The sequence below is a fragment of the Bacteroides coprosuis genome (assembly GCF_020741705.1).
Taxonomy (GTDB): domain Bacteria; phylum Bacteroidota; class Bacteroidia; order Bacteroidales; family Bacteroidaceae; genus Bacteroides_E; species Bacteroides_E coprosuis.
Genome location: NZ_DYYK01000173.1, coordinates 1 through 21213, shown reverse-complemented (window position 1 = coordinate 21213; position 21213 = coordinate 1). Strand labels below are relative to the sequence as shown.

The 21213-nt window shown below is 38.0% G+C and carries 18 protein-coding genes and 1 pseudogene; 16 read left to right on the top strand and 3 right to left on the bottom strand.

The features are described from left to right. The first annotated feature begins 5 nt into the window (after positions 1-5). The 14 genes from K8V80_RS10360 to K8V80_RS10295 all read left to right on the top strand — a co-directional run bounded on the left by K8V80_RS10360 (position 6) and on the right by K8V80_RS10295 (position 17592). Entirely contained in the window at positions 6-1331 is a 1326-nt protein-coding gene (locus K8V80_RS10360; RefSeq protein ID WP_276777727.1) for a nucleobase:cation symporter-2 family protein, read from the top strand. Positions 1332-2099: 768 nt separating this feature from the next. Next, a complete protein-coding gene (locus K8V80_RS10355; RefSeq protein WP_040310166.1) occupies positions 2100-3590 on the top strand; it encodes a 2-isopropylmalate synthase in 1491 nt (496 codons plus the stop codon). Positions 3591-3641: 51 nt separating this feature from the next. Beyond that, positions 3642-5033, top strand: coding sequence for a 3-isopropylmalate dehydratase large subunit (gene leuC, locus K8V80_RS10350; RefSeq protein WP_006745005.1), 1392 nt, complete (start codon positions 3642-3644; stop codon positions 5031-5033). 94 nt (positions 5034-5127) lie between these two features. Continuing rightward, complete coding sequence (gene leuD / locus K8V80_RS10345) at positions 5128-5724, top strand: 3-isopropylmalate dehydratase small subunit (protein WP_276777721.1); 597 nt, start codon at positions 5128-5130, stop codon at positions 5722-5724. Next, the gene (locus K8V80_RS10340; protein ID WP_006745003.1) at positions 5696-7264 is read left to right on the top strand and encodes an alpha-isopropylmalate synthase regulatory domain-containing protein; all 1569 of its coding nucleotides are present in this window, start codon (positions 5696-5698) and stop codon (positions 7262-7264) included. Before leuD ends, K8V80_RS10340 begins: the two co-directional genes overlap by 29 nt. Positions 7265-7284: 20 nt before the next feature. Next, on the top strand, positions 7285-8364 hold the full coding sequence (leuB, locus tag K8V80_RS10335; protein WP_276777724.1) for a 3-isopropylmalate dehydrogenase: 1080 nt from the start codon (positions 7285-7287) through the stop codon (positions 8362-8364). Then, positions 8361-10190, top strand: coding sequence for a dihydroxy-acid dehydratase (ilvD, locus tag K8V80_RS10330; RefSeq protein WP_276777717.1), 1830 nt, complete (start codon positions 8361-8363; stop codon positions 10188-10190). The genes leuB and ilvD overlap by 4 nt, the downstream gene beginning before the upstream one ends. Before the next feature lie 11 nt (positions 10191-10201). Then, on the top strand, positions 10202-11929 hold the full coding sequence (gene ilvB, locus K8V80_RS10325; RefSeq protein ID WP_276777714.1) for a biosynthetic-type acetolactate synthase large subunit: 1728 nt from the start codon (positions 10202-10204) through the stop codon (positions 11927-11929). 10 nt (positions 11930-11939) lie between these two features. Continuing rightward, positions 11940-12494 carry an acetolactate synthase small subunit gene (ilvN, locus tag K8V80_RS10320; protein WP_006744999.1) on the top strand — a complete coding sequence of 185 codons (555 nt, stop codon included), beginning with the start codon at positions 11940-11942 and terminating at the stop codon, positions 12492-12494. A 22-nt stretch (positions 12495-12516) separates the two neighbouring features. Then, the gene (gene ilvC, locus K8V80_RS10315) at positions 12517-13563 is read left to right on the top strand and encodes a ketol-acid reductoisomerase (protein WP_006744998.1); all 1047 of its coding nucleotides are present in this window, start codon (positions 12517-12519) and stop codon (positions 13561-13563) included. A gap of 423 nt (positions 13564-13986) precedes the next feature. Next, positions 13987-14166, top strand: a complete 180-nt coding sequence (locus K8V80_RS10310; protein ID WP_276777709.1) for a hypothetical protein — start codon at positions 13987-13989, stop codon at positions 14164-14166. 549 nt (positions 14167-14715) lie between these two features. Then, positions 14716-15015: a hypothetical protein gene (locus K8V80_RS10305; RefSeq protein WP_338083570.1), complete on the top strand. Its 300-nt coding sequence runs from the start codon at positions 14716-14718 to the stop codon at positions 15013-15015. Positions 15016-15287: 272 nt separating this feature from the next. Then, positions 15288-16739, top strand: coding sequence for a hypothetical protein (locus K8V80_RS10300; protein WP_276777703.1), 1452 nt, complete (start codon positions 15288-15290; stop codon positions 16737-16739). 1 nt (position 16740) lies between these two features. Then, the gene (locus tag K8V80_RS10295) at positions 16741-17592 is read left to right on the top strand and encodes a hypothetical protein (RefSeq protein ID WP_276777701.1); all 852 of its coding nucleotides are present in this window, start codon (positions 16741-16743) and stop codon (positions 17590-17592) included. Positions 17593-17995: 403 nt separating this feature from the next. Here K8V80_RS10295 and K8V80_RS10290 read toward each other — a convergent pair whose 3' ends face one another. Beyond that, the gene (locus tag K8V80_RS10290; protein ID WP_276777699.1) at positions 17996-18439 is read right to left on the bottom strand and encodes a hypothetical protein; all 444 of its coding nucleotides are present in this window, start codon (positions 18437-18439) and stop codon (positions 17996-17998) included. Between the two features lie 168 nt (positions 18440-18607). Continuing rightward, a complete protein-coding gene (locus K8V80_RS10285) occupies positions 18608-19111 on the bottom strand; it encodes a PH domain-containing protein (RefSeq protein WP_276777697.1) in 504 nt (167 codons plus the stop codon). A gap of 423 nt (positions 19112-19534) precedes the next feature. Here K8V80_RS10285 and K8V80_RS10280 point away from each other — a divergent pair, with 423 nt between their 5' ends. Next, positions 19535-19729, top strand: a complete 195-nt coding sequence (locus tag K8V80_RS10280; protein WP_006744990.1) for a rubredoxin — start codon at positions 19535-19537, stop codon at positions 19727-19729. A 249-nt stretch (positions 19730-19978) separates the two neighbouring features. Continuing rightward, positions 19979-20632: a chloramphenicol acetyltransferase gene (locus tag K8V80_RS10275; protein WP_006744989.1), complete on the top strand. Its 654-nt coding sequence runs from the start codon at positions 19979-19981 to the stop codon at positions 20630-20632. Between the two features lie 131 nt (positions 20633-20763). Here K8V80_RS10275 and K8V80_RS10270 read toward each other — a convergent pair. Further along, a pseudogene (locus K8V80_RS10270) lies at positions 20764-21213 on the bottom strand (hypothetical protein); the annotation flags it as partial.

Sequence of the window (21213 nt, the reverse complement as noted above, 5' to 3'; positions counted from 1 at the left end):
ATCCAATTCAAAAAACAGATTTAATTTATCAGATTGAAGATAGACAACCCTTTCGGGAGGCCGTATTTGTGGCTCTTCAGCATCTTCTCGCAATATTCGTTGCCATCATCACACCGCCCTTAATTATTAGTCAAGCCTTGGGCTTTGATCATGAAACATCTAGTTTTCTAGTATCTATGTCGTTACTAGCATCAGGTATATCTACATTTGTGCAGTGTAAGCGATTTGGTCCCTTAGGTTGCGGTTTACTTTGTGTTCAGGGAACTAGCTTTTCCTTTATTGGAGCTATCAACTCTGTTTTTGCTCCTTTGGGACTGGGTGTAGCTGCTCTACCAGCTATCTTTGGGGTATGTATTGCAGCAGCTCCAGTAGAAATTATTGTAAGTAGATTGTTTAAATATACCAAGAAAATCATCACTCCTTTGGTTTCGGGTATTGTAGTTACCATGATTGGTTTATGCCTCATTAAGGTAGCTATTATCTCATGTGGTGGAGGGTATGCAGCACAGAGCAATAACACCTTTGGGAGTCTTCAAAATTTAGGGTTGGCTACTTTGGTATTAGTAGTGATTCTGCTTTTGAATAGTGTTAAAAATAAGTACTTCAGAATGAGCTCTATTATTATCGGACTCATAGTAGGGTATGTAGCTTCTTATCTATTGGGGCTAATTCATTTTGATGAGTTGACTCATTTGGGTTCTATCAATATCCCTATCCCTTTTAAATATGGATTAGATTTTAATTTATCGGCATTTATTGCGGTGGCACTCATCTATTTCATCACTTCTATTGAGGCGTATGGAGATATTACAGCCAACTCTATGATTGGTGGCGAACCTATTGAAGGTGATAAGTTTATGAAACGCGTGCAAGGAGGAGTGTTGGCAGATGGAGTAAACTCTATTATTGCTGGTATGTTCAACTCATTGCCCAATTCTATCTTCGCTCAAAACAATGGTTTAATCCAGCTTACAGGAGTAGCCAGTCGTTATATAGGTTATTATATTGCAGGTTTCCTAGTCATATTGAGTGCATTTCCTATTGTAGGTGGGGTGTTTTCATTGATGCCTGAGCCTGTATTAGGTGGTGCAGCCTTACTGATGTTTGGTACAGTAGCTGCTTCAGGGGTACGTATTATTGCATCTCAAAATATAAACCGCAAAGCCGTATTAGTATTGGCTGTAAGTTTTGCCTTCGGACTAGGAGTAGAGCTTGTACCCGAAATTCTATCTCAAATGCCCGAGTGGATTCGGGGTACATTTTCTTCAGGAATTACTACGGGAGGTCTTGTGGCAATCATATCCAATGCAGTGATTCGGATAAAAGACTAATATCCTTACTTTTCTATAAAATAAGACTAATGTGAACCCCGTCTATACTTTTGTATGGCGGGGTTTTATCTTTTAGAGTAGCTGTGTAAAAGGATATGAAGCATAAATAAAAACCAAGGCTTCTAGATCGTTTTTTTGAGATAAAGTATTTGATTTGCTTAGAATATAAAACAAAATTCAATCTTGTAAAACATGTAATTGGGGATGATTTAGTGAAATTCATTCTAACGTGCATATTTTCCTTTATATATCTAATAATAAGATTCTTCTAAGATATTCTGACACCGACATGACGATGACATGTCGGTGTCAAAGCATGTTCATGTCGGTGTCAGAATACTACTTTACTCTGGTTAAATGGAAGTCCTATTTTTCCTTTTGTTATCCGAGAAAGATTTCAAAGTCATTGTTTTCTTACTAAATGTATAGATTGTCTCAAAAATACTAGAAAACAGAAAAGCCATTTCCTTTATACTATAAGGTGAAAGTGTGTTATTAATAACAAATCGAAACTTTTATTATATTTAATATGATAAATATTTTGATATTAAATTAATATTCTATTAGTTTGTAAGCATACGAAGCAAATAATAAGAATTCAATATGAATCATTTGTCTATTAATATTATCGTCATTTCTATTATTCTACTGTTACAAACTAATAGTGGGTGAGAATGGCGTATCTATAATAGTAATATAATCTAAATAGTAATTTAAACCTTTCTCACTGTGTGGGAAAGGTTTTTTTATTGCCTTAAACAAACTAAAATGGAACAAATTTATGTGTTCGACACAACCCTAAGAGATGGAGAGCAGGTACCAGGGTGCCAACTTAACACTCTTGAAAAAATAGAAGTAGCCAAAGCACTGGAACGGCTAGGGGTTGATGTCATTGAGGCAGGATTTCCTGTTTCTAGTCCAGGTGATTTTAAGTCTGTCGTTGAGATATCCAAGGCAGTAACTTGGCCTGTGATATGTGCATTAACCCGAGCAGTAGAAAAAGATATCGAAGTAGCTGCTGAGGCTTTGCAATATGCCAAACGCAAACGAATACACACGGGTATCGGGACTTCCGACTATCACATTCGTTATAAATTCCAATCTACACCCGAAGAAATTATCGAGCAGGCCGTAAAAGCAGTCAAGTATGCTCGTCGGTTTACAGATGATGTAGAGTTTTATGCAGAAGATGCAGGTCGAACCAACAATGAGTATTTAGCTCGTGTAGTTGAAGCAGTAGTTAAAGCTGGGGCTACGGTAGTTAATATTCCTGATACAACAGGCTATTGTTTCCCTGCTGAGTATGGGGCTAAAATTAAATATTTAGTAGATCATGTCGATTTAAAAGATGCTATTCTCTCTACACATTGTCATCAAGACTTGGGTATGGCGACAGCAAATACACTATCGGGGGTACTCAATGGGGCAAGACAGGTAGAAGTAACCTTGAATGGAATTGGAGAACGGGCAGGAAATACAGCCTTGGAAGAGGTTGTGATGGCACTGAAAAGTCATCCCGAACAAGGGTTTGAAACCCATATTAATACTCATGAAATTTATCCTACAAGTAGGTTGGTTTCTAGTTTGATGAGTATGCCAGTACAAGCTAATAAAGCCATAGTGGGAAGGAATGCTTTTGCTCACTCCTCGGGAATCCACCAAGATGGAGTATTGAAAAATGTAGAAACTTATGAGATCATCAATCCTCAAGATGTTGGTATTCGAGATAATTCGATAGTACTTACGGCTCGTAGTGGTAGAGCAGCACTCAAAAATAGACTATCAACACTGGGTGTTACGCTTCATGCTGAAGAGCTGGATAAGGCTTACCAGAAGTTCCTTGAACTAGCCGATAAGAAGAAAAACATCCATGATGAGGATTTGCTAGCTCTCATAGGGAAAGATGCTGAAGCTCAAAGAATTCAAGTAGAATATCTACAAGTTGTATCGGGTATTGATGTTCGGAATGTTGCCAGTGTTGGTTTGAAAATAGCTGGAGAAAGATTTGAAGCCTCAGCGAGTGGCAACGGACCCGTAGATGCTGCTATTAAAGCTGTGAAACATATTATTCGCCGAGAGATGATTATTCAGGAGTTTTTGATTCAGGCGATAGATAGAGGTAGTGATGATACGGGTAAAGTGCATATGCACGTGGAATATAAAGACCAAGTGTACTATGGCTTTTCTGCCAACACAGACATCATTGCTGCATCTGTAGAAGCTTTTATTGATGCCGTGAATAAGTTTGAAGAAGCATAGCCTTCATTAACAACCTAAACTGAAATAACAAAACAATATAAACCTCAAATTATGAAAACTCTTTTTGATAAGATATGGGATGCCCACGTGGTTTCAAAGATGGAAGAGGGACCAACTCAATTGTATATTGATCGTCACTTTTGTCATGAAGTAACTAGTCCGCAAGCATTTGCTGGATTACGCCAACGGGGGTTATCGGTGTTTCGTCCTCAACAAACTACTCTAACTGCCGATCATAATATCCCTACCCAAAACCAAAACAAACCGATAGCAGATGTTACATCTCGAAATCAGGTAGATACACTAACCCAAAATGCAAAGGAATTTGGCTTAACTTATTTTGGGCTGGGACACTCCAAAAATGGAATCGTGCATGTTGTTGGTCCCGAAAACGGACTTACTCAACCAGGAATGACGATTGTTTGTGGAGATAGCCATACTTCTACACATGGTGCTTTTGGAGCAATTGCTTTTGGCATAGGTACAAGTGAAGTTGAGATGGTTTTAGCTACCCAATGTGTATTGCAGAGTCGCCCCAAAACGATGCGTATTAATTTTACAGGTAAGCTCTCAAAGGGGGTAACGGCTAAAGATATGGCTCTGTATCTGATCAGTAAAATGACAACGAGTGGGGCAACAGGGTACTTTGTGGAATATGCTGGAGAAGCTGTTCGTCAGCTTTCTATGGAAGGACGAATGACTTTATGTAATTTAAGTATTGAAATGGGGGCTCGTGGGGGATTAATTGCTCCCGATGCAACTACCTTTGAGTATCTGAAAGGCAAAGAGAATGCACCGAAAGGGGAAATGTGGAAAAAAGCCGTAACATATTGGAAAACCTTGAAAACAGATGACGGAGCAAAGTTTGATAAAGAAATATCCTTTGATGCATCACAGATTCAACCTATGATTACTTACGGAACAAACCCAGGGATGGGTATGTATGTAGAAGATAGTATCCCTACAACGAGTCAGATTCAAACTGAAAGTAAGGCTTCTTTTTTAAAGGCTTTGGAGTATATGGATTTCCAACCAGGCGAAAGATTGCTTGGTAAGCCTATAAATTATGTATTCTTAGGTAGTTGCACCAATGGTAGAATAGAAGATTTTCGAGCTTTTACCCAATATGTGAAGGGGAAGCACAAAGCTAATCACGTTACAGCTTGGCTTGTACCAGGTAGTTGGCAAGTCTTTCACCAGATTCAAGAAGAAGGACTCGATAAGATCTTAAAACAAGCAGGTTTTGAACTCCGTCAACCAGGTTGTTCTGCTTGTTTAGCAATGAATGAAGATAAGATTCCCGCTGGGAAATATGCTGTTTCTACGTCAAATAGAAATTTCGAAGGCAGACAAGGACCAGGCGCTCGTACTATATTGGCAGGTCCACTCGTCGCTGCTGCTGCTGCCATTACAGGAAGAATAAGTTTTCCGCACTTAGATTAAGCTTATAATTCTGATTTAAACTCAATTACATGTTTAATTTATGTTCGCTTCTGATGCTTTAAGCATAAGAAGTAGGACTTTAACATACCCAAAAATGAAACAATTTAAAACAATTACCTCTACATATATCCCTTTACCTATCGAGAATGTCGATACGGATCAGATTATTCCTGCTCGTTTTTTAAAGGCCACAACAAGAGAAGGATTTGGTGAAAATCTATTTGCAGATTGGAGATATGATGAAGCGGGTAATCCAAAACAAGAATTTATACTCAATGATTCCACTTATCAGGGAGAAATATTAGTAGCAGGGAAAAACTTTGGCTCTGGCTCTAGTAGAGAACATGCGGCTTGGGCTGTAGCCGATTATGGCTTTCGAGTCGTTATTTCAAGCTTCTTTGCAGATATATTTCAGAATAATGCACTGAATAATGGCATCTTACCAGTAGTAGTTAGTCCCGATTTCTTGAATAAACTCTTTCGGGCATCCAAAGAAAACCCTAAGCATACTTTGACTGTGAATTTAGAGAAACAAACAGTGTGTTTAGACTCTAGTGGGTGTACAGAAGTATTTGCTATCAATCCTTATAAAAAACAGTGTTTACTTCAAGGGATGGATGACATAGACCTCTTGCTCTTGAATCAATCAAAAATAGAGACTTATGAGAAAGTCAGACCCTGGAGTTACTGAGGAAGTACTTGCGTATCCCCGCCGAGTTGAAATACTCGATACTACACTTAGAGATGGTGAGCAAACTTGTGGGGTGTCTTTTACGACACAAGAAAAGTTAAGCATTATAAGGCTGCTCATTCAAGAGCTGCATGTGGATCGGGTAGAAATAGCTTCAGCAAGGGTGTCAGAAGGAGAAAGACGGACGGTGCAGGTAGCGGCACAGTGGGCAAAAGAAAATGGAGTGTTGCACCGACTTGAGGTTTTGGGTTTTGTTGATGGAGATCGCTCTTTACGCTGGATTGCAGATGCTGGTTGCAAAGTAGTTAATCTACTATGCAAAGGATCACTCAATCATTGCAAACATCAGTTACATAAAGAGCCTCAACAGCATTGGCAGGATATATCTGAAAGTGTACGATTAGCAAAAAAACTAGGATTAGATGTCAATGTATATCTCGAAGATTGGTCGAACGGCATGCGAAACTCCCCAGAATATGTATGGAATATGCTGGAGGCTTTAGAGAAGTTACCTCTTCAGCGAGTGATGTTGCCTGATACCCTTGGTATATTGAATCCCAACGAAACCTACCAGTATTGCTCTCAGATTGTAGAGAAATACCCTAAGGTACATTTCGATTTTCATGCTCATAATGATTATGACTTGGCTGTGGCAAATGTCTATTCGGCACTTCAAGCAGGAGTTCAAGGAGTGCATGTAACTGTTAATGGATTAGGAGAAAGAGCAGGTAATGCTCCGCTGGCTAGTGTGTTGGCTGTCATAGAAGATCAGCTCAATTTGCACTCCCAAGTTTGTCTGAGTAAGAGCTATCAGATTAGTAAGATTATAGAGACTTACTCTGGCATTCGTATAGCATCCAATCGACCTATAACGGGCGACTTTGCATTTACTCAGGTAGCGGGTATTCATGCCGATGGAGATTTAAAGCATAATCTCTATTGTAGCGAACTGTCTCCTGAACGTTTTGGACGTACTCGAGCTTATGCACTAGGAAAAACTTCAGGCAAATCAAACATCATTAAAAACTTAGAATTGATGGGGATGGACTGGGATGAAAAACTCATTCAGAAGTTGACGGATAAGGTGGTAGAGATGGGGGATAAAAAAGAACCTGTAACGCAAGATGAGTTACCCTACATCGTAGCTGAACTCTTAAATAACGGAGTAGAAGATCAGCCCGTTAAGTTATTAAACTATTCATTGACAGCTGCTAAGGGTATGCGACCTGTAGTAACCGTACAAATGGATATTGAAGGGACAGTGTATGAGGAGAATGCGGCAGGAGATGGACAATATCATGCTTTTACATTGGCAGTAGATCGGATATTCAAACGGCTCCAACAACCTGTTCCCGACTTAGTAGATTATGTGGTGGTTATTCCTCCAGGAGGTCGAACGGATGCTTATGTGCAAACCATCATCACCTGGAAATGGGAAGGACAGCTTTTCCGAACACGAGCTCTAGATGTAGATCAAACCGTTGCTGCCATAAAGGCAACACTCAAAATGCTTAATCGTATTAAAACAGAAGTAAAATGAAATTAAATAAAGACAAGAAGATGAATTTTAAGTTGGCTGTATTAGCTGGTGATGGTATCGGACCAGAGATTATGGCTCAGGCCCTTAAGGTAGTTCAGGCAGTCTGTACTCGTTTTGGACATGAGTTTAGCTGTGAGGAAGCTTTAGTAGGTGCTTGTGCTATTGATGCTGTGGGAGATCCCTATCCCAAAGAAACTCATCACACGTGCTTAAATGCTGATGCTGTATTATTTGGAGCATTGGGCTCGCCTAAATATGACAATAATCCCAATGCTAAAGTCCGTCCAGAGCAGGGGTTATTGAAGATGCGTAAATCTTTAGGACTTTATGCTAATCTTCGTCCTGTATCTGTTTTTGAGGGAATGGAGCACCATTCTCCCTTGAAAGAAGAACGTGTACGGGGAGCCGATTTTATGTGTGTGCGTGAGTTGACTAGCGGTTTGTACTTTGGCAAGCCACAAGGACGTAGTGAAGATGGAAATACAGCCTATGATACGTGTATTTATACGCGTGAAGAGATTGAACGTATATTAAAATTGGCTTTTGAGTTGGCTCAATCACGTAGAAAGAAATTGACGGTAGTAGATAAAGCCAATGTTTTGGCTACTTCAAGATTATGGCGTCAGGTAGCTCTAGAGATGGAACCTCGCTATGCCGATGTTGAAACAGAGTATATGTTTGTAGATAATGCAGCCATGAAGTTAATTCAGAATCCGACTCACTTTGATGTGCTCGTTACTGAAAACCTCTTTGGAGATATCTTAACCGATGAAGCTTCTGTAGTTAGTGGATCTTTAGGCTTATTACCCTCTGCTTCAATAGGAGTTCATACTTCACTATTTGAACCTATTCATGGATCATACCCTCAAGCTGCGGGAAAGAATATAGCCAATCCCTTGGCTATGATACTTTCTACAGCTATGCTCTTTGAATATGCTCTAGATGCCCCTGAGGAAGGACGATGTATTCGAGATGCAGTTCAAGCTTCTCTTGAAGCCAAAGTAGTAACAGAAGATTTAGCCGAAGGTACCCCAGCTTATTCTACATCGGATGTGGGAGATTGGGTAGCTAGGTGGATTGCAAAGAAGGAGGAAAGATGAAACACGAACTAAGAAGTGCTGTCAGTTTGATGGGGCGACGAATGGCTGGAGCCAGAGCTTTATGGCGTGCCAATGGAATGAAACCCGAGCAGATGGGTAAACCGATTGTAGGTATAGTAAACTCTTTTACTCAGTTTGTGCCAGGCCATACACATTTACATGAAATCGGACAGCTTGTCAAACAAGAGATTGAAGCAGCAGGATGTTTTGCAGCAGAGTTCAATACTATTGCCATTGATGATGGTATAGCAATGGGGCATGAGGGTATGCTTTACTCTTTACCCTCTAGAGAACTGATTGCCGATAGCATAGAGTATATGGCAGAAGCACACCGAGTAGATGCTTTGTTTTGCATAAGTAATTGTGATAAGATTACCCCAGGTATGCTAATGGCTACTATGCGTTTAAATATTCCTACAATTTTTGTTTCGGGTGGACCAATGGAAGCGGGAAAGCTCGGCAACCGACAAGTAGATTTGATTGATGCGATGGTAGAGTCTGCCGATCCCTCTGTTTCTGATGTGCAGATAGAAGCCTTAGAAGCAAGTGCTTGTCCTACTTGTGGGTCTTGTTCGGGTATGTTTACCGCTAATTCAATGAACTGCTTAAATGAAGCACTAGGATTGGCATTACCAGGAAATGGAACAGTATTGGCTACTCACGTTAATCGAATAGAGCTCTTTAAGAAGGCTGCTCATGTATTAGTAGCAAATGCTTTTAAATACTATCAGGCTGGAGATGAACGAGTTTTACCTCGTAGCATCGCTACCCGAGAAGCTTTTCTCAATGCGATGTCTTTGGATATTGCTATGGGAGGTTCAACAAATACCATTCTACACCTTTTGGCTATTGCTCACGAGGCTGAGGTGGATTTTGATTTGGAGGATGTAGATAGTTTGTCTAGCATGGTCCCTTGTCTTTGTAAGGTCGCTCCTAATTCTAAACGCTATCACGTTCAAGATGTAAATCGAGCAGGAGGTGTATTGGGAATTATGAACGAGTTGGCAAAGGGAGGATTGGTTGATACCCGTGTTTGCAGAGTTGATGCCAAAAGTTTGGAAGAGGTATTGCAAGAGTATGATGTTACTTCAACCTCCTTATCCTCTTCGGCAGAGCAGTTATTCCGTTCAGCTCCAGCATATCAAAGGAGTGTGAAGATGGGAAGTCAGAATCAAGAATACAAAAGCTTGGATATAGATCGGGCAGATGGATGTATTCGTGATTTAGCGCATGCCTATACGAAAGATGGTGGTTTGGCTGTGCTGAAAGGTAATTTAGCAAGAGGGGGTTGTGTGGTGAAAACAGCGGGTGTAGCTCCTGAACACTGGTACTTTAAGGGTACTGCCCGAGTGTTTCATTCTCAAGAAGAGGCTTGTATGGGAATCCTTACAGGATTAGTTCACCCTGGCGAAGTAGTAGTGATTATCTATGAAGGGCCAAAAGGTGGACCAGGTATGCAAGAGATGCTTTACCCCACCTCGTATTTAAAGTCGAAACACCTAGGAGAGGTATGTGCCTTAATTACTGATGGTCGTTTTTCAGGAGGAACATCGGGCTTATCTATTGGGCATGTATCACCCGAAGCTGCTGCAGGAGGCATTATAGCCTTGGTGAAAGATGGTGATGGGATAGAGATAGATATTCCCAATCGTAGTATTCAGTTATTAGTTTCAGATGAAGAATTAAATGAAAGAAAAAAAGAAGAAATAGCCCGAGGAAGTGAGGCTTTCACTCCACAAAGAGAACGACAAGTTTCAAAAGCATTAAAGGCTTATGCTCATTTTGTAAGCTCAGCCGATAAAGGTGCAGTACGCATGATCGATTAAATTTTATAGTAATGGATAATTATGAAAAGAATGCAAAAAGAATAACGGGTAGTGAAGCTCTAGTACGCTCACTACTTGCAGAGGATGTAGAACAGGTTTTTGGATATCCAGGTGGTGCTATTATGCCTGTTTTCGATGCCTTGTATGATTATAAAAATCAGATACAACATCGCTTAGTTCGTCATGAGCAGGGAGCAATTCATGCTGCACAAGGTTATGCTCGTGTAACAGGCAAGGTAGGTATCACACTTGTTACCTCAGGTCCTGGAGCTACCAATCTGATTACGGGATTAACAGATGCCATGATGGATAGTACTCCTTTAGTAGTTATTTCGGGACAAGTAAATTCTTCTTTATTGGGCTCAGATGCTTTTCAAGAAGCCGATGTCATTAGTGTAACGCAGCCTGTTACCAAATGGGTTTGTCAGGTTCGCCGAGCTGAAGACATTGCTAAGGCAGTATCTAAAGCTTTCTATATTGCTTCTACTGGTCGTCCAGGACCTGTTATGATTGATATTACTAAAGATGCACAAACTTCACTTTGTGATTATGAATATGTAAAGACTACCTATTTAAGAAGTTATCAACCTAAACCTGATCTTCAACTAGAGTGTATTCAGCAGGCCGCAGATTTAATAAACTCGGCTCAAAAGCCACTAGCTCTTGTGGGACAAGGGGTTGTTTTGGGAAAGGCAGAACAAGAGTTGACAGAGTTCCTAGAGAAAGCGGATATCCCATTTGCTTCTACTTTGCTTGGGCTCTCAGCTCTTCCATCTAAGCATCCTTTGAATTGTGGTATGCTGGGTATGCATGGTAATATTCCTCCCAACATGAAGACCAACGAATGTGATGTATTGATTGCGATAGGTATGCGTTTTGATGATCGGGTAACGGGAGATTTAGCTTCGTATGCCAAACAAGCGAAGGTAATCCATTTTGATATTGATTCTGCCGAGATAGAGAAGAATGTGGTAACTACAGTGCCCATCTTGGGAGATGTAAAAGAGACACTACCATTGGTAACAGCTCGGTTAAGTACGCATACGCATACGGCATGGAAAAAGAGTTTTGATGTGTATCGTACTAAAGAGTTTGATTGTGTAATACGGGATGAGCTTTTCCCCACTTGCGATACCACTTTAAAAATGGGCGAAGTTGTGCATATGGTGTCTGAAGCTACAAAGCATCAAGCTATTTGCGTAACAGATGTAGGACAAAATCAAATGATGAGTTCTCGTTATTTCAAGTTTAGTTCATCACGTAGCTTGGTAACCTCGGGAGGACTTGGAACTATGGGCTTTGGTTTGCCTGCTGGTATTGGAGCGAAATGTGGGGCACCCCATCGTACCGTGTGTGTATTTGTAGGAGATGGTGGATTGCAGATGACAATACAAGAGCTAGGAACTATAATGGAATACAATCTAGATATTAAAATCATCTTGCTCAATAATAATTATCTCGGTATGGTACGTCAGTGGCAAGAGATGTTTTTTGATCGTCGCTATTCAGAAACCTATCTAAAGAATCCTGATTTTGTTCGTATTGCTGAGGCCTATGGCATCCGAGGGAAAAAGGTTACGAAGCGTAAGGAATTATATTATACAATAGAAGAAATGCTTTCGCATAGAGGACCTTATCTGCTTGAAGCTGTAGTAGAGAATCAAGGTATGGTTTACCCTATGATTCCTGCAGGAGGTAGCGTAACTCAAATTATGATAGGTAACGGACAAACCCTTTAAATGATGAACTATGGAAAAGAAAGATTTATATACACTGACTGTTTTCTCAGAAAACACAGTGGGAGTACTGAATATGATTGCCTCTATCTTTACAAGAAGGCAGATGAATATTGAAACACTTTCTGTTTCTCCATCTGCTATTCAAGGCATTCATAAGTTTACCATTACCACCTTTGTAGATGCAGAGAATACGGTACGAAAGTTAGTGGCCCAGATAGATAAGAAAGTAGATATTTTAAAAGCTTTCTATCATCGAGATAGTGAGCTGATTTATCAGGAATTGGCTTTGTACAAGATCAAGACGCAACTCTTCTTAGAGTCGAGTGGAGTGGAGGAGCTTATTCGGAAGCATCATGCTATCATTCTGGATATCAGTGATCATTCTACTGTAATACAAAAGACGGGGCATTACGAAGAGACCCAAGCCCTCTTTGAAGAGCTTTCCGAGAAAATAGGGGTTTTACAGTTTATTCGCTCGGGTAGAGTAGCAATTACAAGGTCTAAAGAGGAGCACTTGAGTAATATGCTTGCTCATCAAGAAGCTGTTTTAGTACAAAACGTATAATCATTTTAAATAAATAAAAGATATGGCAATTATGAATTTTGGCGGTGTAGATGAAGAAGTAGTAACCCGCAAAGAGTTTTCACTCGAAAAAGCAAAACAAGTATTAAAAGAGGAAACAATAGCCGTAATAGGTTATGGAGTACAAGGACCTGGGCAGGCTCTAAACCTAAAAGAGAATGGTTTTAAAGTAATTGTAGGACAGAGAAAAGAGAGTAAAACATGGGATAAAGCCGTTGCAGATGGTTGGGTACCTGGAGAAACCCTCTTTGAGATTGAAGAGGCTTGTAAAAGAGGTACTATTATTCAATACCTTCTTTCGGATGCGGCACAGATTATGCTTTGGCCTGTAGTAAAGAAACAGCTTACTAAAGGAAAGGCACTCTATTTCTCACACGGTTTTGGTATAACTTACAAAGAGCGAACAGGAATTGTTCCTCCTACCGATGTAGATGTTATCTTAGTGGCTCCCAAAGGTTCGGGAACAAGTTTAAGAAAAATGTTCCTTGAAGGTAGGGGACTAAACTCTAGTTTTGCTGTATTTCAAGATGCCACTGGCAAAGCTAAGGAGCGTACTATTGCTTTAGGTATCGGTATCGGTTCGGGCTATCTGTTTGAAACCACCTTTCAGCGTGAGGTATATTCCGATTTAACTGGAGAGCGTGGAACATTGATGGGGGCTATACAAGGTCTTCTTCTTGCTCAATACGAAACTCTGAGAGAGAATGGTCATACACCTTCCGAGGCTTTTAATGAGACAGTAGAGGAGCTAACTCAATCTCTTATGCCTCTATTTGCCGAAAAAGGAATGGATTGGATGTATGCCAACTGTTCTACTACGGCTCAGAGGGGAGCACTCGATTGGATGACACCTTTTCATGATGCTACCAAACCTGTATTTGAAAAACTATATAAAGAGGTAGCTTCGGGTAGGGAAGCTCAACGATCTATCGACTCCAATTCTCAATCTGATTATCGTGAAAAACTCAATAAAGAATTGAAAGATTTGCGTGAGAGTGAAATGTGGCGTACAGGATCCGTTGTTCGTCAGTTGAGACCAGAAAAGAATTAATGTGTTTTGTTTATAATTTAAAGGTGAAGGGGGAGAAATCAATTTTTATAATGAGGTTTCTCCCTTTTTTATGAAGTAAAATATGAGAATTTATAGGTGTAGTAAATGGTATAAGTTCTTCCTTATTTCATACGTGTTAAGTCTGGTTTTTGAAGAAGAAGTAGATTCACTTTGACACCGACATGTCAGTATCATATCGGTGTCATCGTATCATCATGTCGGTGTCATGATGATACGATGACCTAGGCAAGATATAACTTTATTCGTCATCTAATTGTAACAAAAAGTGAGAATAGAGCCTTGTAGCGTAAGAAAGAGAAGCAAGAAATGCTTGTATCTTACTACTATTTTTTAAATAGCAGATGAATCTAGTTTTTATTGGAAATACGAATATTTTAATATCGAATTTTAGAAAAATAGCAAATGAAAATAACCAAGAAAAAAGCGAGAATATTGTATGGAATAGCTGTTTTGTTACTGAGTGGCATTGCCGTAGGTTGCTTCCATTTTAAGGTGTATGAAATCCTTCCTTTTATCTTGATTATTGTTATAGTAAGTACTATTAGTGTAGTCAACTTAGATAATGTAGATAAGATGGAATAATAAGAGATGATATATTATTTATTTTTAGTTTGTAGAAACCTAAGCATTTACGAAAGTAATTCGCTTAGGTTTTTTTATAATAGATCTATCAATTAATAGAAATCCCCAAGATGCGATAAATTTCTATAAACTAAATCGGTTGGGTAAAACCCTTACAAGTAGAGATTTAGCGATGTTGTAGGTAAGAATAGAGCTCTTTTTGAGGAGTTTTGTAACACTCAAAATGCGAATGACTTACCTAGCAAGTTTGTTTAGGGGTTGGAAGTTGAAGATTAGCGAGTAGTACTATACAATAACGAAGGAGATCATGGCCTAGAGTACAATTAGATAATCTTCTTTTATAGATTTCGATGCAGATGTTTATGGAATAAAGGTTATCTTTAATTGGTACTAAAATATGTGATTATGCTGCTTACCTTACTCATTATGACTTATGCTCTATCATTGGGTGTTCCTATCTATCAAGGAAACTCCACTTATACAAGCGATATTTTGTGTAATTATGATGGGAGGTATCTCTAGAAAAAGGATTCTAGCTACAGAAGTGACATCCTTTATCACTTTGATGGAAAATATATTTATAGAGGTAGCTCCAATTATAGCAGCGATATCCTTTACACTTACGATGGTAAGTACCTGTACCGTGGCAAATCTACCTACCAGAGTGACATCTTGTATCATTTTGATGGTAAACATATCTATCGAGGCAATTCTTATTATACTAGTGATATCCTCTACACCCTATCTGGAGAACACCTTTACAGGGGTAAATCTACTTACCGTAGCGATATCTTGTTTACTCTTGGCAGACCCATGCCCGTAGCTATACTTTTTTTGTTAGTGCTGTAAAGGGAAACATATTAACAACTTATAAATCATCCCTTTTCCATACGGTATCATTCTCTTCAGTTCTGTTAAAAGAGCTTTATAGGCTCTATGTAGGCTATAATCTAATGCTGAATCGTAACTTATCTGTAATAAAACAAGACAATATATGTAGCTGGTTTTATTTAAGTGAAGCGTGATATCTGTGTTTCCATAAAAAATAAGTTTATTGAAATTAGAAATATCTCCCATTCTACAAGGAAGAAGGAGAGAGGTATTCATTAAAACACAAATATATGGGCAAGCTCTATGTGATAGGCTTGGGAGGCACAGGTGCCAGAGTCTTAAAATCGCTAACAATGTTGATGTCTGCTGGGGTAAAAGTATCAGCAGACCAGTTGATTCCTATTTTGATAGATTCCGATTTAAAGAATGGTGATCTAGAGAGAACAATAAAACAATTGCACTTGTATCAGGATATAAGTTCTTTGCTCAACGCAAATCAACTCCCAGAGGGTTCATTCTTCTCCAATTCGATATTGTCACTGAGGGGAGGTTTTATGCCCGATGCACCAACTGCTATCTTTTCTCATACACTGAAAGAATTGCTAGGTGTACCATATATGCAAAATGTGAAGGGTGAAGAAGATGAAAATAAGGCTCTACTCGATGCTTTGTTCTCCGAGAAAGAACTCCAGTTTAAATGTGTGGATGGCTTTGAGGGAAAGGCAAAAATAGGTAGTCTTTTGTTTCAAGAGTTTTTGAACCATGAATTCAAAAAGAATGTCTGTCAAAGCTTTGAGGAGGGTGATAAAATATTTATTATTGGTTCTACATTTGGAGGTACAGGCGCAGCAGGTATTCCCCAGTTGATAGATCGATTACGCCATATTTCAGAAAATGATTATCCCAATGCTAGTTTGATTAAAAATAGTCAGATAGGAGCAATCTATATTTTGCCTTATTTCAAGGTGGAGCAAGAGGATGAATCTCCTATCGACTCATTTACTTTTACTTCTAAATCAAAATCTACTCTCAAGTATTATTTAGGTTCGGGAGTCAATAATCTGCTCGACTATCTATATACGATAGGAGATACTGCTGGAGCAAAAATGTACCCAAACTGTAGAGGAGGAGCACAACAAAAGAATCCTGCACATTTTGTAGAGATGATTGCAGCCCTTTCTATTTGGCATTTTTCTACGCAAAACCTCCAAGCCGAAAACTGGGAAAAGCGTATGGTTCGTTATCTAGAATATGGTTTAGAAAATGATGTGGATGTGGTAACTTTGGATGATTTACCTCTCACTACTCAAAGAGTATTAGAACGTCCATTGATTTCTTACTATCTATTTTGTCTTTTCATCCTCAATGCGCCTTATATTGGCACAGCAGAGAGTTGGAAAAAAAAGATTGGCTTTGAGGATGAGGCTAGCATTGAGCTTATGAAACAAATGGCTCACTACTATATAGATTGGCTTCAAGAGTTGGCAGATAATACAAGGTCTTTTGCCCCATTTTACTTGGATGGAAGCAATGATAATTTCTTCGATTTTATAAAAGGAGTGGTTACACGTAAGCAGATGTGGACCGATAAGATTGTCAAACTAGATGGGTATAAGTACATCAACCAAACTTTGAACCGTTTGGCAGATAAGGTAGATAAAGGAGCGTCTGCTCATGAACAGTTTTTTCAATTATTTCATCGGGCACTATCGTTGATCGTGGATGAAAAATACGGATATTAATATGGCTAAATTACTACGTTTGCATACCAATGGAGGAGACACACTCAAAGGCTGGTGTGAAACCCGCCTATACAATAGAGATATTGAAGAAATAAGAGATCCCAACGCTGCGTTTTCGGCTAAGGAGATGACTTCCATACCCTCTTCTTTTGCTCATTTACACATTGTAAAATGTGCTTTTCAATATGTCATTGATAGTAGAAGGTTGAAGGGTGAAACCAAGTGGCATTTGCTGGTTTCGCATAGCTTAGATGTAGGAGAAATACTCTTCAACTACCATCGCTACAAAGATAAGTTTGAGATTGTGGAGTGGAAAAGAGAAGATGCTTTGCTTAAACTGAAGCAATCGAGCTATAAACATCATCCTGCTTTAGCTGAAGTCATAGAGCAATTTATGCGTCTGGAGGCCAATTTTGGTTTAAAAGATTTAGAAAGCATATTCCTTTTAAAATACATCGGTCCAGGTAAAAAGTCCGATTTGGATATTGTAGGAGGTATTTCGCCTATGACTCTGTTCTTTGCTTCGCCAGATGATTTGAGTTATATTAGTGAGCATGTAGATTTGGGTACTCATAAAGCTTTCGAACTTAAAGGTACTCCTTTAAATGAAAGAGATTATTATTATCAGTCGTATATCCTCTATCTCAAAGTGATACATACTGAGTTCTACCGCTTATTTCCTGAGCTAGGAAGCTACATCAACTTTTTTCAGTACTACATAGAATCAAACGAACAAGAAATGCTTCTGGAGTTATCAAACAATCAAGAATATGAACCTTTAGTTCTAGATAAAGGTGCGACAATAAAAATTTGGGGTGAACCTCTACCTATACGTAAGAGTAGAGAGATGTGAATTTTAGAAACGAGAGAAAGACCTATTTAAGTTAGCTTAGATAGGTCTTTTAAGTATTTTGTAGATTGATATTTATACATACTCAAACGGAATAAATATTCTTATTTTATTGCAGAAATTAGAATACTCATTTTGACACCGACATGATGATGACATGACACCGACATGATGTTGTTTTGACTTACTCAAACTGCTATTTTAACCCTGATAAAACCTGAGGATAATTAGCGGTGTATTTTTATACATTTGTACTATTCGGGTAGAATAAGAAGAGGATATGGATCTGTTTGATGAGGTTTGACAAATTATAGACTAGTTGCTTATTGAAAAGAGATAAAAAGAGGCCATCCTTGGATATCAGATAGCCTTTCTATGATTTGCGTTTGATGTGCAATTTTGTCATTTACTGTACTTGAGGATAATTAATCACATACTTTTTGCCCTCCTTGGTTGTTACAAGTGCCATATCATTTTGATTGGCCGTTTGAATGCGTACATTTGATTCTGCTGGGAGTGAGAACCAACCCACATAAGAGAACAGCCCCGTAGCACCATAAAACTTACCCAGTTTCTTCAATTCCTTCACACTAATAGGTTCAATATCTACTTCTTTTTTATTAAAAGTAAGAGAATTAAAGAGTCTTTTTACTTGAATAATGTCATCGGTTATTTTGACACAGATGGGCATCCGAAAAATAAAATTCAATAAGAGAAGTAAAAAGAGGGCATACACAGCCAGATAAAGAATATTTGTAGCATCAGATATATAACTCAAAAGAAATAATATAGCCAACCCTATAACGGTCTGAATAATGACGCTTCTGCTTGGTTTCAAATAGTAAGTCATAAGTCTATATTTTATATTAAAAGATAGATTAAGGTGATTAACTTAATCTAAAGAGTGCTTTACTCTCTTATATAAAAACATATAGTAAGGTAATAATGTTTTTGTGAATTAAAAAGTAAATCGTTGAAATTAAACTCTTTGAGGAGAATAGAGTCTATTATAATAGCACTAAAACATACTGATAGCCGAAGAAGGAAGCTTGGTTTTCTTTCCCATCAGTTTTTGCATCTCAGGGTCGTAAATAGGAATATTAATTACATATTTCTTCCCATTGTCTTTTTCTATCAGTGCAATATCTTTTAAGTTAAGAGCGGAAAGATAGTATTTTCCGACCCCTGATGTAGAGTACCAACCTGTATAACCAAATATTCCTCCTGAAGCCCAAAGGCGAGCACTTTCTCTGACATTATTATAAGTGAAAGAGCTTATTTTTATCTTCTTACGATTGAACTTGATCGGGTATAATAAGCGATTGACACGAATAAATTCATCATTAATTGTAATGCTATAAGGCATCACCAGTAGAAAGTATAAAAAGATAGATAATCCCCCTATGGTAAGGATATTTAAGATGATACTAGGCCCAAAATTACTAATTAGGGTAACAATAATACCAATACCTAATAGGGTAAAGATAATGACAGCCTTGCTCGGTCTTATATATATTGTCATGGGTATTGGTTTTTTAGATTCATACTGCAAAATATAATAAAAATACAAGGAAGCAAAGCAAACAGCTAAGAATTCTTGAGAAAGGATTGTATTTATCTAACGAGTTGTTTATCAATGTCTGTACGACTCTAGTTTCTCCTTGAATCACTTTTTGAGTACTTCTAATTTTTTACAATCTAGAGGTTTTTTAGATTCAGCCTATAGATTAGTTGGGTGATACGAGAATACACACTATTTGAAATGATTTTTCCTATAAGTTCTAAAAGTGGGGAGAGTTTGTGAAAACAGGAAGGAGAGTAGTACTGTTTTATATCAATTATTATTAGGCTATAGCATCAAGATGCTACGGGTTTTATGCATAATTCATAAATAAATTTTTACCTTAGCTTATGTTTTAGTAAGATTTATAAAAAGTAGAAAAGGATGAAAAGTAAAAAATATGTATGTATCATGTGTGAATACGTGTACGATCCCAATAGAGGAGATCCGTGGAGCGATATTCCCCCAGGTACAGAATTTGAAGACTTGCCCGACGACTGGGTTTGCCCCAAGTGTGGAGAAGGTAAATCAGCATTTGAAGAGTATAAATGGAATCATATAGATTTTGATAACCTATAAAGTTAGGAGAGAGGAAGATGGATATTTTCCTCTTTTTTGTATAAGACTAATTCATAAGTTGTTATAAAATTATAAATCAAAGAGCCGTTTTATGCTATTATAAAATAGATTACATAATTTTGCATTCCAATAAATAAAGAGTCCTAATTGGCTGAAAAGATATATCAGTTGGAGAACTAATATATTCACTACATTCATTCGGTTTCAAATTACTCGTAGTTTCAATTAATTATAAATTTTATCCAAACAATGAAACATCTTGTAGATATCAATTCATGGAAGAGAAGAAACAGCTACGAATTCTTTAAAACGTTTCAAAACCCCAACATTTCTATTACCTCAGAAATAGATTGTACCCATGCACGTGAACAAGCCAAACAAAAGGGACAATCCTTTTTTATCTATTATATTTATTCTATGCTATGTGCCATGAATGAAATTGAAGAGTTTCGTTATCGCATTGATGCAGAGGGTAGGGTATTATATTACGATACAATTGATATAACTACTCCTATATTACTTAATGATGAAGGAGATTGTGCAATAGTGCGTATTCCATTTATCAAAGACTTTAACGAGTTCTACCCCAAAGCAGTAGCTATTGTAGAAGAGGCAAAAAAACAAACTGAAAGTAATTTTGGTACAGAAAACTTAGATGAAGAAAATGATCCTTACGGTACTATTTTTCTAAGTGCAACCCCCGATTTATATTTTACCTCGTTGGTAGGTGCTCAAGAAAAAAGAGAAGGAAATTCATACCCTTTATTAAATGTAGGCAAAGCTATATCCCGTGAAGGCAAACTCGTTATGCCTGTAGCAATCACTATCAGTCATGCTTTTGCAGATGGATTGCACATCACTCGCTTCTACCAAAAAATAGAAGAAAGACTAAATTCACTATAACAAATATTCTTTATAGATAGATAAAAGAGGATGGCTAGCCATCCTCTTTTTGTGTTATTTAATAAGTGGATGGAGTATTAAGTGGTGTCGTATGTATTGTTTATTTACTGAATACTTATTGTATGTCGATCCTATATTAAAATCTCGATACCACCTTTAGGCTTCGAAGAGTAATGACGTTTTATTTTTTCTTCAACTACCTTTTTGTTCTTAACTCTATAACAGATCTGTTCTGAAGACCATGTTTTAATATCTACATAATAGCGGTATAATGCCTTAGAGTATTCTTCTACTAAAGAAATACCCTGCCGTTCTGTTTTCAATATTTTACGATTACTCGTTTTTGTCTCACATATTTCCAATAGAGGTAGTCTATTCGTGCAACTAAAAATCTCTTTCATTGTAATTAGTGGACCTGTATAAATAGAATCTAATTCTCCATCAACATACTTTTCTACACTTCTAATTAGGACTCCTCCAAATTGGGATAATTGTCCATCAGATAATTGAGTTTTAAAGGTAATATCAACGCCACTATAATGGAAAAACCACTCGAATGCATTTGTGTTTCTTGGATATGT